This is a genomic window from Pelomonas lactea (genome assembly GCF_043555885.1).
GTDB classification, from domain to species: Bacteria; Pseudomonadota; Gammaproteobacteria; order Burkholderiales; family Burkholderiaceae_C; genus Pelomonas; species Pelomonas lactea.
Genome location: NZ_JBIGHX010000001.1, coordinates 299,964 through 312,621, shown reverse-complemented (window position 1 = coordinate 312,621; position 12,658 = coordinate 299,964). Strand labels below are relative to the sequence as shown.

General features: G+C 73.6%; 12 protein-coding genes. 1 reads left to right on the top strand and 11 read right to left on the bottom strand.

Annotation, left to right across the window (positions count from 1 at the left end; translation table 11 throughout):
* Nucleotides 1-53: 53 nt before the first annotated feature.
* The 11 genes from ACG04Q_RS01270 to ACG04Q_RS01220 form a co-directional block, all read right to left on the bottom strand.
* A complete protein-coding gene (locus tag ACG04Q_RS01270) occupies nucleotides 54-557 on the bottom strand; it encodes a hypothetical protein (protein ID WP_394508993.1) in 504 nt (167 codons plus the stop codon).
* Complete coding sequence (locus tag ACG04Q_RS01265; RefSeq protein WP_394508992.1) at nucleotides 551-1,855, bottom strand: ATP-binding protein; 1,305 nt, start codon at nucleotides 1,853-1,855, stop codon at nucleotides 551-553. The genes ACG04Q_RS01270 and ACG04Q_RS01265 overlap by 7 nt, the downstream gene beginning before the upstream one ends.
* Entirely contained in the window at nucleotides 1,852-2,520 is a 669-nt protein-coding gene (locus ACG04Q_RS01260; RefSeq protein WP_394508991.1) for a response regulator transcription factor, read from the bottom strand. Before ACG04Q_RS01260 ends, ACG04Q_RS01265 begins: the two co-directional genes overlap by 4 nt.
* A gap of 47 nt (nucleotides 2,521-2,567) precedes the next feature.
* Complete coding sequence (locus ACG04Q_RS01255; RefSeq protein ID WP_394508990.1) at nucleotides 2,568-3,107, bottom strand: cysteine hydrolase family protein; 540 nt, start codon at nucleotides 3,105-3,107, stop codon at nucleotides 2,568-2,570.
* A 17-nt stretch (nucleotides 3,108-3,124) separates the two neighbouring features.
* Nucleotides 3,125-4,018: an NAD(P)/FAD-dependent oxidoreductase gene (locus ACG04Q_RS01250; RefSeq protein ID WP_394508989.1), complete on the bottom strand. Its 894-nt coding sequence runs from the start codon at nucleotides 4,016-4,018 to the stop codon at nucleotides 3,125-3,127.
* Nucleotides 4,008-4,481 (bottom strand): Rrf2 family transcriptional regulator, encoded by a 474-nt coding sequence (locus tag ACG04Q_RS01245; protein WP_394508987.1) that lies wholly within the window; start codon nucleotides 4,479-4,481, stop codon nucleotides 4,008-4,010. The genes ACG04Q_RS01250 and ACG04Q_RS01245 overlap by 11 nt, the downstream gene beginning before the upstream one ends.
* Nucleotides 4,482-4,544: 63 nt before the next feature.
* Nucleotides 4,545-5,162 carry an HD domain-containing protein gene (locus tag ACG04Q_RS01240; protein ID WP_394508986.1) on the bottom strand — a complete coding sequence of 206 codons (618 nt, stop codon included), beginning with the start codon at nucleotides 5,160-5,162 and terminating at the stop codon, nucleotides 4,545-4,547.
* 52 nt (nucleotides 5,163-5,214) lie between these two features.
* Nucleotides 5,215-7,980, bottom strand: a complete 2,766-nt coding sequence (locus tag ACG04Q_RS01235) for a hypothetical protein (RefSeq protein ID WP_394508985.1) — start codon at nucleotides 7,978-7,980, stop codon at nucleotides 5,215-5,217.
* 51 nt (nucleotides 7,981-8,031) lie between these two features.
* Complete coding sequence (locus ACG04Q_RS01230; RefSeq protein ID WP_394508984.1) at nucleotides 8,032-10,515, bottom strand: sensor histidine kinase; 2,484 nt, start codon at nucleotides 10,513-10,515, stop codon at nucleotides 8,032-8,034.
* A gap of 21 nt (nucleotides 10,516-10,536) precedes the next feature.
* A complete protein-coding gene (locus ACG04Q_RS01225) occupies nucleotides 10,537-11,322 on the bottom strand; it encodes an ABC transporter substrate-binding protein (RefSeq protein ID WP_394508983.1) in 786 nt (261 codons plus the stop codon).
* A complete protein-coding gene (locus ACG04Q_RS01220; protein ID WP_394508982.1) occupies nucleotides 11,319-11,942 on the bottom strand; it encodes an HD-GYP domain-containing protein in 624 nt (207 codons plus the stop codon). Before ACG04Q_RS01220 ends, ACG04Q_RS01225 begins: the two co-directional genes overlap by 4 nt.
* A gap of 87 nt (nucleotides 11,943-12,029) precedes the next feature.
* Between ACG04Q_RS01220 and ACG04Q_RS01215 the strand changes: the two genes are divergently transcribed.
* Complete coding sequence (locus tag ACG04Q_RS01215; protein ID WP_394508981.1) at nucleotides 12,030-12,656, top strand: helix-turn-helix domain-containing protein; 627 nt, start codon at nucleotides 12,030-12,032, stop codon at nucleotides 12,654-12,656.
* Nucleotides 12,657-12,658: the final 2 nt, after the last annotated feature.

Sequence of the window (12,658 nt, the reverse complement as noted above, 5' to 3'; positions counted from 1 at the left end):
CGTGCTGTATCAGCGCCGGCACTCATACAGCCAGCCGGCGCGCCAGAGCGAGCTCAGTCTTCGTCCTTCATGGAGAACTTGAACAGCTCGCCCCTGGCGGAGCGGATCGCAATGTCGTCGTTGTCGTTCACTTCCACCACGCTGCCCCATTTGAGTGGGAAGAGTGTGTCCGGTGTCTTGAGTAGTTCCGGGTAAAGCCGCCCGTAGTCGAACTCGATCTTGGCGCCGCTGCGCCGATAGATTGTGAGGAACGGGGTGGCTGCGGTCGCTTCCATCCGAGGTGGTGCGAACACGGCAAGGGTGCCCCCACCTTTCGAAACCAGCACATGCGCTGCATGGAGCGGCAAGGTCCATCGCGCGTAAGGGTCGCGTGCCGGCGTGATGGTGATCGACGGGATGCGCGGGTCTGAGACGGCACAGGCCGTCTGTGCGAGGTTGCAGGTCCGGACCGGCTCGCGCGTTCCCGGAGGCGGAGCCGGTGGTAGATGCGCGTGACAGCACGCTGCCACTGGCGCCAGTACGGCAACCATGAGGTGGCGTGTCAGCAGGTTCACCATGTGATCTCCGCCCTCAGCCCCCCCAGCGGCGAGTCCGCCAGCTGCACCGTCGCACCCTGCTGCCGCGCCGCGGCCTTCACGATGGCCAGGCCCAGGCCGCTGCCTTCAACGCTCGACTCCTCACCGCGCTGGAAGCGGTCGAAGACGCGCTCGCGCTGGTCGGGCGGGATGCCCGGGCCGTCGTCGTCCACGCGCAGCAGCGGCGCGCCGCGCGGGCCGCGCAGCGCGGCGACCTGCACGGTGGTGGCGCCGTACTTCACCGCGTTGTCGATGAGGTTGCGGCAGGCGCCGCGCAGCGCCTGCGGGTCGCCGGTCAGCGGCAGCGGATCGGGCGCGTGCAGCGTCAGCGCGACGCCGGCCTTGTCGGCCAGCGGCTGCACGTCGGCCACGGCCTGGCGGGCCAGGTCGGCCAGGTCCAGCGGCAGCGCGGCGGTGTCCGCGCCCGGTTCGGCGCGCGCCAGCGCCAGCAGCTGCTCCACCAGGCGCACGGCGCGGTCGATGCCGCTGCGCAGGCGGGCGATGGCCGCGTCCTGCTGCTCGCCGGGGGCCGAGTCGCGCAGCAGGCCCAGCTGCAGCTTCAGCGCCGTCAGCGGCGAGCGCAGCTCGTGAGCCGCGTCGGCGACGAAGCTGCGCTGCGCGTCGAAGGCATCGGCCAGCCGGGCCAGCAGGCCGTTGAAGGCGTCCACCAGCGGCGCCACCTCGCCGGGCAGGCCGGCGGTGGGCAGCGCGTCCAGCGCCGTCGCGCCGCGGGCCTGGGCGGCGTGCGTCACGCGCGCCAGCGGCGCCAGCGACACGCCGATCAGCCACCACACCGCAGCCGCCACCAGCGGCAGCGCCACCGCCACCGGCACCACGCTGCGCAGCGCGGCCAGCGCGGCGAGCTTCTGGCGCACGGCCAGCGGCTGCGCCACCTGCACGACGCGCAGTGGCGTGGCGGCGCTGAACACGCGCCAGTCCTTGCCGCCCAGATGCAGGTCGGAGTAGCCCAGCACGGCGCGCGCCGGCAGTGGCTCGGTCATGCCCTGCGGCCGGCTGGAATACAGCTCCAGCCCCTGCACCGACCAGATCTGCACGACGTAGTCCAGCCCCGGGTCGGCCAGCGCGGCGGCTTCGTCGGGCGCGACGCGGCCCTGGTCGCGCAGCGACAGCGCGGTCTGGCGCAGCTGGTAGTCGAACAGTTGGTCGGCCTCGGCGCGCACGCTGACGTAGGTGGCACCGGCCACGGCCGCCGCCGTCACGGCGCCCAGCACGGCCAGCAGCGCGAACAGGCGGCCGCGCAGCGTGGAAAGCCACGTCATGATTTCTCGGGCCCGGCGTAGTAGCCCAGGCCGCGCACCGTGTGCAGCAGGTCTGCGCCCAGCTTCTTGCGCAGCTGGTGCATGTAGACGCTGATCGCGTTGCTCTCCAGCTCCTCGCCCCAGCCGTACAGCCGGTCCTCCAGCTGCGCACGCGACACGATGGCGCCCGGCCGCTCCAGCAGCGCCTGCAGCAGCGCGAACTCGCGCGCCGACAGCAGGATGGGCCGGCCGGCGCGCGTCACCTCGCGCGTGGCGGGGTCCAGCCGCAGGTCGGCCACGGCCAGCGCCGTGTCGGTGCGGCCGCTCTGGCGGCGCGCGATGACGCGCAGCCGCGCCAGCAGCTCGTCCAGCTCGAAGGGCTTGACGAGGTAGTCGTCGGCGCCGGCGTCCAGCCCGGCCACCTTGTCGGCCGTCGCGTCGCGTGCCGTCAGCACGATGACCGGTGTGGCGTCGCCGCGGCCGCGCAGCGCGCGCAGCACCTCCAGCCCGCCCCGTTTGGGCAGGCCCAGGTCCAGCAGCACGGCGTCGAAGCGCTCGCCGCTGGCCAGCACGGCCTCGGCGGCCTGGCCGTCGCGCACCCAGTCGGCCGCGAAGCCCTGGCGGCGCAGCGCCTCGCGCAGGCTGTCGCCGATCATGGGGTCGTCTTCGACGAGAAGCAGTCGCATTGTGGGCTCGCTGGGCGTGGCGGCGGATTGTGTCGGCAGCCGTGGCGCTAGCCGGTCAGCCGCTCGGCCGCGGCGGTGTCGATGACGCTGGCGTACTCGCCGTGCAGGTTGGCCAGCGACATCTGGTGCACCTCCTCGGCCGGGTGGCGCAGGCCGCGCAGGTCGGTCAGGTCGAACGTGAAGCAGGCGTCGCCGACGACGTGGGTGCGAAAGCCCAGGTTGCCGGCACTGCGCGCCGTGGCCTCCACCGAGTGGTTGGTGCTGACGCCGGCGATGACCAGCTCGCGGTGGCCGCGTGCATGCAGCCAGCGCTCCAGCCCCGTGTGCGTGAACGCGTCGGGCACGTTCTTGTCGACGACATGCTCGCTCGCCAGCGGCGCCAGCGCCGGCTGGAACTCGGCGCCCGGCTGGCCCGGCCAGAACGGCGAGCCCGGCGTGCGCGACAGGTGGCGCACGTGCACCACAGCCTGCCCCGCGCGGCGCCAGGCGGCCAGCAGCCGGGCGATGCAGGCCTCGGCCTGCGGGTTGTTGCGCTTGCGGGGCCAGGTCATGCCGACCTGCAGGTCGATGAGGAGAAGCACGGGCATGCCGCGAGCTTAAGCGCTCAGAACATCGTCGAGCGGTGCGCGCCGAAGCCGGCCATCACGCCGTCGCCCACCGCCAGCGCCACGCTGCCGGCCGCGCGCGCCGCGTCGCCGCAGGCGAACACGTGGGGCACGCTGGTCTCCTGCGTCGGGCCGACCTGGATGAACGGCCCCATGGGCCCGTCCACCATCGCACAGCCCAGCTGCGCGGCGACCGGGCTGGCCAGGGACGTGCGCGGTTGCGTGAACAGGCCGGCCATGCGCAGCACGCGGCCGTCCGCCAGCTCGACGTCGGCCTCGCCGGTGATGCGGGCCACCGGCGTGGCCTCGACGCGGGCACCGCGGCGCGCCAGCTCGGCGCGCTCCTCGTCGCTGGGCGTGTAGACGCCGTTGAGGAACAGCGTCACGCGGCCCCAGTCCGGCAGCATGACGGCGTGGTGCTGTGCCATCGGCGTGGCGGCGATGACGCCGATGTCGCCCCCGCCCAGCTCGTAGCCGTGGCAGTAGGGGCAGTGGAAGACGCTGCGGCCCCAGCGCTCCGCCAGGCCCGGCACGGGCGGCAGCTCGTCGCGCACGCCGGTGGCGAGGATGAGCCGGCCGGCGCTGACCTCGACGCTGCCGACGCGAAACGCCAGCCGCCCGTCCGCGGCCACGCGGGCGTCGTCCGCCGTGCCGTCCAGCCACTGCACGGTGGGGTAGCGCAGCAGCTGGGCCTTGGCGTCGGCGGCGATGGCGGCGGGCGCGCGGCCGTCCTGGGTCAGGAAGCCGTGCGACGTGAGCCCCGCCTCGTCGACGAAGCGGTTGCGGCGCCGGCCGGCGTCCACCACCAGCACGCGGCGGCGCGCGCGGGCCAGCTGCAGCGCGGCGGACAGGCCGGCGAAGCTGCCGCCGATGACGGCGAAATCAATCTGCATGAGGGTGCTCCTCGAGTCGATGCGGGGCCGCGCCGCGGTGCTGGGCGAGGCGGCGGTGGAAGTCCTGCGACAGCGCGGCCAGCGTCACGCCCCCCAACCGCGCCAGCAGCAGTGCCTCGGCGTCGCGCACGGCGGCGCCCAGCGCCTCGTTGACGGCCTGGGCCACCAGGCAGGCGGGGCGGTCCTCGCGGAAACCCAGCGACACGAACGCCGGCGCGCCCAGCGCCGCGTGCACATCACGCAGCGTGATGCGGTCCAGCGGGCAGCTCAGCACCCAGCCGCCGCCGTGGCCCTTGGCGGATGCGACGAGGCCCGCCTCGCGCAGCCCCGCCATCAGCCGGCGCAGCACGACGGGGTTGGTCTGCATGGCCGCGGCCAGCGCTTCGGAGGTGGCCGGGCCGTCGTCCTCGGCCATGTGCAGCAGCACGTGCAGGACGTCGGACAGCTGGCTGTTCTGTTTCATGCAACATTATTAGTTCCATGAAAGAAGCCCCGCCCGCGCAGGGGGCTTGCGGTGCCGGTCGCCTCAGCCCGGGTCGGCCATCGCCGCCTTGTAGACGGACTGGCGCGGCGCGGCCATCAGCCGGCGCAGCATGGGCTCGAAGAAGGACAGCGGCAGCGCCTCGGCGGCCGGGTCGAACGCGGGGTTGTCGTAGCGCTCGACGAACTCGGCCGTGCGCTCGAAGTGCGGGTGGCCGCGGAACTGCTCGCGCAGGTCGCGGTCCAACCCGATGTGGTGGAAGAAGTTGTGGCCCTGGAAGATGCCGTGCTGCTGCACCATCCACAGGTTGGCCTCGGTCACGAAGGGCTTGAGGATGGCCGCGGCGATGTCCGGGTGGTTGTAGCTGCCCAGCGTGTCGCCGATGTCGTGCAGCAGCGCGCAGCAGACGTACTCCTCGTCGCGCCCGTCGCGGTGGGCCAGCGTGGCGGTCTGCAGGCAGTGCGTGAGCCGGTCCACGGGGAAGCCGCCGAAGTCGCCGTCCAGCAGCCGCAGGTGGGCCAGCACGCGGTCGGGCAGCGTGCGCGCCATCTGCATGGCCTCGGGCACGATGGCCGCCCAGTCCTCGCGGGTGCTGGCGTCCATGCGGGTGAAGGTGGCGCGTGCGGTCACGGCAGGTCTCCGTCGGCGGGGCAGGGCGCCCATTCTGTGCAGCGGCGCCGTGCGCGTCTGTCGCGTTGGGAACGGCGCCGCAGCCTCACGGCGCCCAGCGGACCCTGCCGCGCAGCGCCGCGGTGCCGCCGTTGCAGCGCTGCTCGAAGCGCAGGTCCAGCGCCACCAACTGGTTGTTGACGAAGCTGATGTTGTCGATGGCGAACCAGCCGCTGAGCGTGCCGCAGCTGCCTGTCCCGGCCCAGCTCATGCCGCCCTTGGCGACGTTGTGGAAGGGGTAGCGCTGCAGGCCGCCGTAGTAGCCCGGCTGCAGCTGGGCCAGCCCGTCCATGGCCTGGAACTCGCCGGTCCAGGTGCGGTCGCCGTTCACCGTCACGCTGATGCGGCGGCCGTTGCTGGTGACGCCCAGCGTCGCGTTCGCCGGCGTGTACGTGTAGGTGCCGCCGTTGCCGATGATGTCGGTGCTGTCGCTGGTCAGGTAGACGTAGCTGCCGCTGGCCGGCGTGCTGCCCGCGCCCGGCAGCCACAGCCCGGCGGGCGGCGGGTTGACGGGGCCGGCCGGCTGGCCGAGGTCGCTGGCGTCCCAGTGGATCTGGCCGCGCAGCGCCGCCGTGCCGCCCTCGCAGTGCTGCTCGAAGCGCAGGTCCAGCGCGGTCAGCTGGCCGCCGCTGACGCTGACCTTGTCGACGACGAACCAGCCCGTCAGCCGGTTGCAGCCGCGGCCCTGGCCGCTCCAGTCCATGCCGCCGCGGGTCGGGTTGTGGAAGGGGTGGCGCTGCAGCTTGCCGTAGTAGCCGGGCTGCAGGTCGGTCAGGCTGTTCATGCCTTCGAAGGTGCCGGTCCAGGACTCGTCGCCGGTCACCGATACGGTCAGCTTGCGGCCGCTGAGGTTCACGCCCAGCACTGCATCGCGGCGCGTGTAGGCGGTGGTGCGGCCGCCGCCGATGTAGTCGCCGCTGTCGCTGGTCAGGTAGACGTAGCTGCCGCTGGTCGGCGTGGCGCCGCTGGCCGGCGCCCACAGGCCGACGGGCGGCGGCTGCAGCGGGCCGGGCGGCGCGGTGCGGTCGCCGGCTTCCCAGTGAACCTTGCCGCGCAGCGCCGCCGTGGCGCCCTCGCAGTGCTGCTCGAAGCGCAGGTCCAGCGCGGTCAGCGCGCCGTCGATGTAGGTCGCCCGGTCGACGACGAACCAGCCGGTCAGCGTGTTGCAGCCGGCGCCGTTGCCGCTCCAGTCCAGGCCGCCGCGCACCGGGTTGTGGAAGGGGTAGCGCCTGAGGCTGCCGTACTGGCCGGCCTGAAGCGTGTTGAGGCCCTGCATGCCCTGGAACTCGCCGCGCCAGTTCTGGTCGCCCGTGACGCGCACCGTGGCGCGGCCGCCGGCGGCGGTGACGTCCAGGATGGCGTCGGCCTGCGTGTGGGTGACGGTGGCGCCGCCGCCGATGTAGTCGCCGCTGTCGCTGGTCAGGTAGACGTAGTTGCCGCTGGCGGGCAGGGCGCTGGCGGGCGGGGCCCACAGCGTGTCGGGCGGCGGGTTGAGCGGGCCGGCCGGTGCCGTCGTGTCGCTGGCGAACCAGCGCACCTGGCCGCGCAGCGCCGGCGCCTGGCCTTCGCAATGCTGCTCGAAGCTGAAGTCGATGGCGCTCAGCTGGCCGTCCACGTAGGTGACGCTGTTGACCACCATGCTGCCGGTGATCTGGTTGCAGCCGCGACCGTTGCCGCCCCAGTCGACGCCGCCGCTGCCGGCTTCCGGGAAGCGCCGCAGCCCGTTGTACGTGCCGGGCGCAAAGCTGTTGAAGCCGGCCGGCAGCTGGAACTGCGCGTTCCAGTTGTCGTCGCCCGCCACCTGCACCTGCAGCCGGGCGCCGTCCGCGCTGACGTTCACGTTGGCGGTGGCGCGCGAGTAGCTGTAGCTGCGGCCGGCGCCGATGTAGTCGCCGTTGTCGCTCTGCAGCGCGACGGTGGTCTGGCCCGCCGGTGCCGGCCCCGTGGCCGGCGCGTAGGCCGTCAGCTGCACGCCGGTGGCGTTGTTGGTGTCCAGCGGGTCGCCGGCCGCGCTGGCCTGCATCACGTTGGCGATGCCGCCGCTGAAGCCGCCGGCCACCGTGGCCTGCACGGTGAACACCAGCGCGCCGCCCTTGGGCAGCAGCGGCACGCGCATGGCCGGGCCGATGGCCGTGGGGCAGGTGGCGCCGCCGCTGGCGCTGCAGCTCAGCGTGCCCAGTGTCTGTGCATTACCCAGCGTGTTGGTGATCTGCACGTCGCGCGCCTCGTCGGGGCCGGCGTTGCTGACGGTCATCGTGTAGGCCGTCGTGCTGCCGGCGGGCACCGGGGCGGTCGGGCCGCTGCCGCTGATGCCGACGTCGGCCGAGTAAGCCTTGATGCTGGCGGCGGCCGTGTTGTCGCTGGCGACGGCGTCGTTGCCGGCCTGCACGGCCGGCATGCTGGTCAGCGCGCCGCTGCTGCCGGCGGCGACCTTGACGTTCAGCGTCAGCGACAGGCTGGCCTTGGCGGGCAGGTCGGGCAGCGCGAAGCTGGTGCCGGTGGTGGCCGCGGGGCAGGCGCCGCCGCCGCTGCCGGTGCAGCCCAGGCTGGTGAGCGTCAGGCCGGTGGCGAGGTTGGGCGTGAACACCAGCCCCGTGGCCGCCACGCTGCCGCTGTTGGTGATGCTGACGGCCAGCTGCGCGCTGCCGCCGCCGGGCACCGGCTCGGTCGGCGCGATGGCCAGCAGGCTCACGCTGCTGTTGACCGGCGCCGGGGGCGGCGCGGAGCCGCCCGATCCACCGCCGCCGCCGCAGGCCACCAGCAGCCACACGGCTGCGCAGGCCGCAGCCCGGCTCATGAACTTTGTCGTCATTGCCCATCCTCCCTGGCCCGCTCGTCGTGGCGGGGCTTGTGGCGGCGGATTCTAGGGAGGGGTGACGGCCGGCGCGGCTGGCAGCCGCAGCGAGATGACGGCGCCGCCGCCCGGCCGGTTCTCGGCCCAGACGCGGCCGTCGTGCGCCTCGGCGATGCGACGGCAGATGGCCAGGCCCAGCCCGGTGCCGCCGGCGGCGTTCTTCGTCGCGCTGGACTGCACGAAGGCGTCGAAGATGCTCTCCAGCTCGTCCGGGGGAATGCCGGGGCCGCGGTCGGCCACGGCGATGCGCACCTGGCCGTCGGCATCGTGCCCGCCCTGCAGCTCGATCAGCCCGCCCTGCGGCGAGAAGCGGATCGCGTTGGCCAGCAGGTTGCGAAGCAGCTGCTGCAGGCGCAGTGGATCGCCCAGCACCGCCAGCTGGCCGGGCCCGGGCGCCAGGTCCAGCTGCAGGCCGCGGGCCGCCAGCAGCGGCGAGAGCTCGCGCGCCACCTCGGCGGCCAGCGGCCACAGGTCCAGCCGCTCGGTGTGCAGCGGCTCGTTGCCACGCTCGATCTTGCTGAGGTCCAGCAGGTCGTTGACGAGGCTGAGCATGCGCTGGCCGGCGCGGTGCACGTCGCTGAACAGCTCGGCCAGCAGCAGCTCGTGGCGGGCGCGCAGCGCGCCGATCTCCGAGAAGCCCAGGATGGACTGCAGCGGCGTGCGCAGCTCGTGGCTGACGTTGGCGATGAACTCGGACTTGGCGCGCGAGGCCTCCAGCGCCGCGTCGCGCGCGGCCCGCGTGGCGCGCTCGGCCTCGCGGAAGTCGCTGATGTCCATGAAGCACACGACGATGCCCATGGGCCGACCCTGTGTGTCGGGGAAGGTGGACTTGCTGACGAAGATGTCGCGCCGGCGGCCGTCGGGGCTGTGCCAGACGGTCTCGTAGCTCATCTCCCCGCCGCGGGCCAGCAGCTCGGCGTCGCGCGCGTCGTGCACGGCGGCCTCCTCCGGGCGCAGATAGCTGGCGGCGCGCCGGCCCAGCACGTCGCTGCGCCGGCGGCCGGTGAACTGCTCCCACGCGCGGTTGACGTCCAGGTAGCGGTTGTCACCGTCCAGCACCGACATCGGCAGCGGGCTGCCCGCCAGCAGCGAGCGCGCCAGCCCGAGCTGCGCGCTCAGCTCGGCCTGCGCGAGGATCAGCCCGCTGACGTCCGCAGCGCTACCCACCCATTCCAGCGCACCCGCGCCGTGGCGCAGCGGCACGAGGTGGATCTCGAAGCCGCGGGCCTGCCCGTCGCCGGCAATCCATTCGGCGCGCACCTGGCGCGGCTGCGCGCTGTCGGCATCGCAGGCGTCGAACAGCGCGGCCACGGCCGGCGCGCCGCCGAACAGTTCGTGCAGCGGCCGGCCCAGCAACTGCTCGACGGGTTGGCCGGAAAGCTGCACATAGCCTTCGTTGATGAAGGTCACGCGCCCGGCCGCGTCGGTGCGGAACAGCATGTCCTGCACGCTGCCGAAAATCGCGCTGAGCTCGCGCTCGCGGGCAGCGACCTGCCGTTGGGCGTCGTCCAGTGCCAGCGCGGCGCGCTCGCGCGCCCGCAGCGCCGTCGCACCCACGCCGGACAGCACGAGCAGCGCCACGGCCAGGCCCACGGCCGGCACCCCAGCGTCACGCACCGTCAACAGCCACTGGCGGCGCAGCTCCGCCTGTGGCAGCTCCACCAGCACCGCCAGTGGCCGCGCCCGCAGCGCGCGGTAGCTGCCCAGTTGGGGCGCGTCGCGCAGGCCGGGGCCGTCCCAACGGCCCAGGTCCGCGCCGGCACGCACGCCCGCCAGTGGGGCGCCGGGTGCCAGCAGGCGCGGTACCGCCTCGCCGGGCAGGCGCTCGGCGCCGCTGGTGGCGGCCAGCAGCAGGCCGTCCATGTTTACCAGCGCGGCGGCGGCCTGCGGGTCGTTCAGCGTCAGCTGCTGGAAGTTGGCCAGCGCATCGGGGTTCAGCAGCGCCACGAGCAAGGCCGTGCGGCCGTCGGGCAGGCGGGCGCCACGCATGACCGGGATGAAGCCCACGCCGGGGGGCACCACCGCGTCGGCCTGGCCCAGGCCGGCCAGGCTGCGCGCGGCGACGAAGCCGCCCACCGCGTCGCGGCCGGTGTCGGGCCAGCGGCCCAGCGCCGTCAGCTCGATGCGTGCGCCGCGGTCCGCCGGGTCCGCGGCGGCCAGCACCTGGCCGCTTTCGTCCACCAGCGCCACGCCGCGCAGGAAGCCCAGGCTGGTCTGCGTCTGGTCCAGCAGCGCCTGCAGCACGTCGGGCGGCACGTTGCGCGCGGCCACGTCCGCCAGGCCGGCCAGCGCGATCTGTGTGGCGTCCAGGCTGCGGCTGGCGTGGTCTTCCAGCACGCGCGCCAGCAGCGCCTGCCGCTGTGCCGCCTGACTCGCCAGCTCGCGCTGCTCGCGCCACAGGCTGTGCGCGGCGCCGGCCAGCAGCGCGGCGGCCAGCAGCACCCCGGCGCCCGCGGTGATGACACTGGGGCGCCAGCGGTTGCGGTGGGGCATGCTGGGGGCGGCCAAGGGCGGCTAGCGCGCTCTCATGATGTCACCCAGGCCGTGGCGCTCGGCGGCCGTGCGCAGCCGGCCGTCGCGCTGGATGCGGGCGACGAAGTCGTCCACGGTGTCCAGCCAGGCCTTGTCACCGGGTTTCACCGCGTAGGCATACGGCAGCACGAAGAACGGCGTGGGCGGCGCCACGAGGCGGGCCCAGTCGGCGTTGTCCAGCAGGCGGCGGCTGTAGGGGTAGTCGGTCATGAAGGCATCGACGCGCCCGGCCTCCAGTTCGCGTTCACGCGTGTCCGGGGGGCGCACGACAACAAGCGTAGCGCGCTTCAGCGCGCCGGCCATGACGGGCTCCATGAACGTGCCGGCCTGCACCGCAATGCGCACGCCGGGCTTGTCCAGGTCTTCCCAGCGTTGCACGACGCGGCTGCTGCGTGTCGTCACGGCGTAGATGTCACTCTCCAGATAGGGCCGGCTGAAGCGCAGCTGGCGTTCGCGCTGGGCGGTGCGGCCGACGGCGAACATGGCCACGTCGCAGCGCTCCTGCAGCACGTCGTCGATGAGCGTCGCGAAGGATGAATCCACGTAGCGCGGCGTGACCTTGAGGTCGGCCGCGAAGGCGGCGGAGAGGTCGATGTCGATGCCCGACAGCTGGCCGGTGCGCGGGTTGCGCAGCGAGATGCCGTAGTAGTCGGGCCAGATGCACACGCGCAGCTCGCCGCTGGCCTGCACGCGCTGCGCCACCGTCGGCTGGGCGCCCGCTGCCAGCGTGGCGAGCAGGGCCAGCAGCGCCGTTGCCAGCCGCTTCATGCGTCCCCCCGCGACGGGTCGATGCGGTCGCGCAGCGCGATCAGCGCCGGCGCGTGGGCCAGGAAGGCCGCGACGATCTCGGGGTCGAACGCGCTGCCGGCCTGCTCGGCCAGCATCGCCAGCCCGCGATCGTCGGCGCGTGCGGGCCGAAAGCGCCGGCGCATCGTCAGCGCGTCGAAGTAGTCCACCACCGCAACGATGCGGGCCGACAGCGGGATTGCCTTGCCGCGCAGCCCGTGCGGGTAGCCGTTGCCGTCCCAGCGTTCACGGTGGTGCAGTGCGATCTCGGCGGCCAGCGCGAACAGCGGCAGCTGCGAGCCGCGCAGCAGCGCCGCGCCACGCTCGGGCTGCGCCTGGCGGCGGCGGCGCTCCTCGGCGGCGGTCAGCGGCCAGTCCGGCTCGAAGGGATCCCCGGGGTGGCACTCGCCCACGTCGTGCAGCGGCGCGGCCAGGCGCAGCAGCTGCGCGGTGTCGGCGTCCAGCCCCAGGTGGCGCGCCAGCGCCTCGGACAGGTGGCCCAGCCTGACGCGGTGCGCGCGGTTTTCCTCGGCTTCGCCGGCATGCGAGGCGGGCGCGCGGCGCGCCGCCGCGGGCGTGGAAAGGGAGAGGGGGGAAGGCATGTCTGTGCTCCGGTTGAGCTGGATTTTCCAATGGCGCCGTTTTTATCAAATATGCTATTCGAAACACCAGCCCGCGAATTCGGCAAAATGTCGCGTGTGAATCACACCAGCCCCGTGCCCGATACCTGCTCCACCACCGAGGCCGCCCAGCGGCTGGGGATGGCCGTGCGCTCCGTGCAGCTGATGGTGGACCGCGGCGAGCTGCAGGCGTGGAAGACGCCGGGTGGCCATCGCCGCATCCTGCGCAGCTCGCTGGACGCCTGGCTGGCCGCCCGGGGCAGCGCCGCGCCGGCAGCCGCGCCGGCACCGCTCGTGCCCGGCAGCGGCGAGCGGCCCGTCACGCTGCTGCTGATCGAGGACTCGGTGCATTTCCAGAACCTCATCAGCCTCATCGTCAAGCGCGAGCTGCCCGGTGCGGAGCTGCACGTGGCCTCCGACGGCATTGCCGGCCTGGCGATGGCCGGACGGCTGGAGCCCGACGTGCTGCTGATCGACATCCTGCTGCCCGGCATCGACGGCGCCGCGCTGATCACCAGCCTGCGCTCACACCCGCAGTTCGCGCGCAGCCGCCTCATCGTCGTCACGGCGCTGGACGAGGCTCAGCGCGAGCCCTACCGCTTCGCGCTGGAAGGCGTGCCGCTGGTGCACAAGACGGCCCTGGTCACCGAGTTGCCGGTGGTGCTGGCCCGGGCCACCGCCGCGCAGCCGGCCTGAGC